This is a genomic window from Vibrio sinaloensis DSM 21326, assembly GCF_000189275.1.
Classification (GTDB): Bacteria; Pseudomonadota; Gammaproteobacteria; order Enterobacterales; family Vibrionaceae; genus Vibrio; species Vibrio sinaloensis.
In genome coordinates, this window is sequence record NZ_AEVT01000030.1 from 1 (window position 1) to 452 (window position 452).

At 54.2% G+C, this 452-nt stretch carries 1 protein-coding gene; it reads left to right on the top strand.

The genetic code is table 11. The features are described 5' to 3' along the window. Positions 1 to 178 precede the first annotated feature (178 nt). Positions 179 to 452, top strand: a 274-nt coding sequence (locus RH45_RS06000; RefSeq protein ID WP_008074991.1) for a TraB/GumN family protein, incomplete at its 3' end; no start/stop codon positions are given.

Sequence of the window (452 nt, forward strand, 5' to 3'; positions counted from 1 at the left end):
GAGGCCATACCTGCTGAAAAGCGCATCAGTATTTATACATGCCAGCTTGAAGTGACCATCGCCAGAACGGCCTATCTCGACGGCAGCGAACTACCCGACTGATCGTTGACCTCCAGTCAGGGCGCATTGCGCCCTTTTCTCCAACGCGCTAGCATGAGCTTTTTCAAAGGGAGCGCGTATGAAGCTATTAAATCAACTTAAACGTTTATGGCGCGCGCTGCGTGGTACCCCAAATAGTTGGCCTGCTATCGATCTCTCCCTGCCCGGCGGTCGTCATCTGCATCTGGTTGGCAGTATTCATATGGGGACGCGCGATATGGCTCCTCTTCCAGCAAAGCTGGTGAAAAAGCTACGCCAGGCCGACGCGCTGGTCGTTGAAGCGGATATTTCTGGTAACGAAACGCCATTCAGCAATCTCCCCAAATGCCCGCCGTTGGTCGAACGTCTCAGCG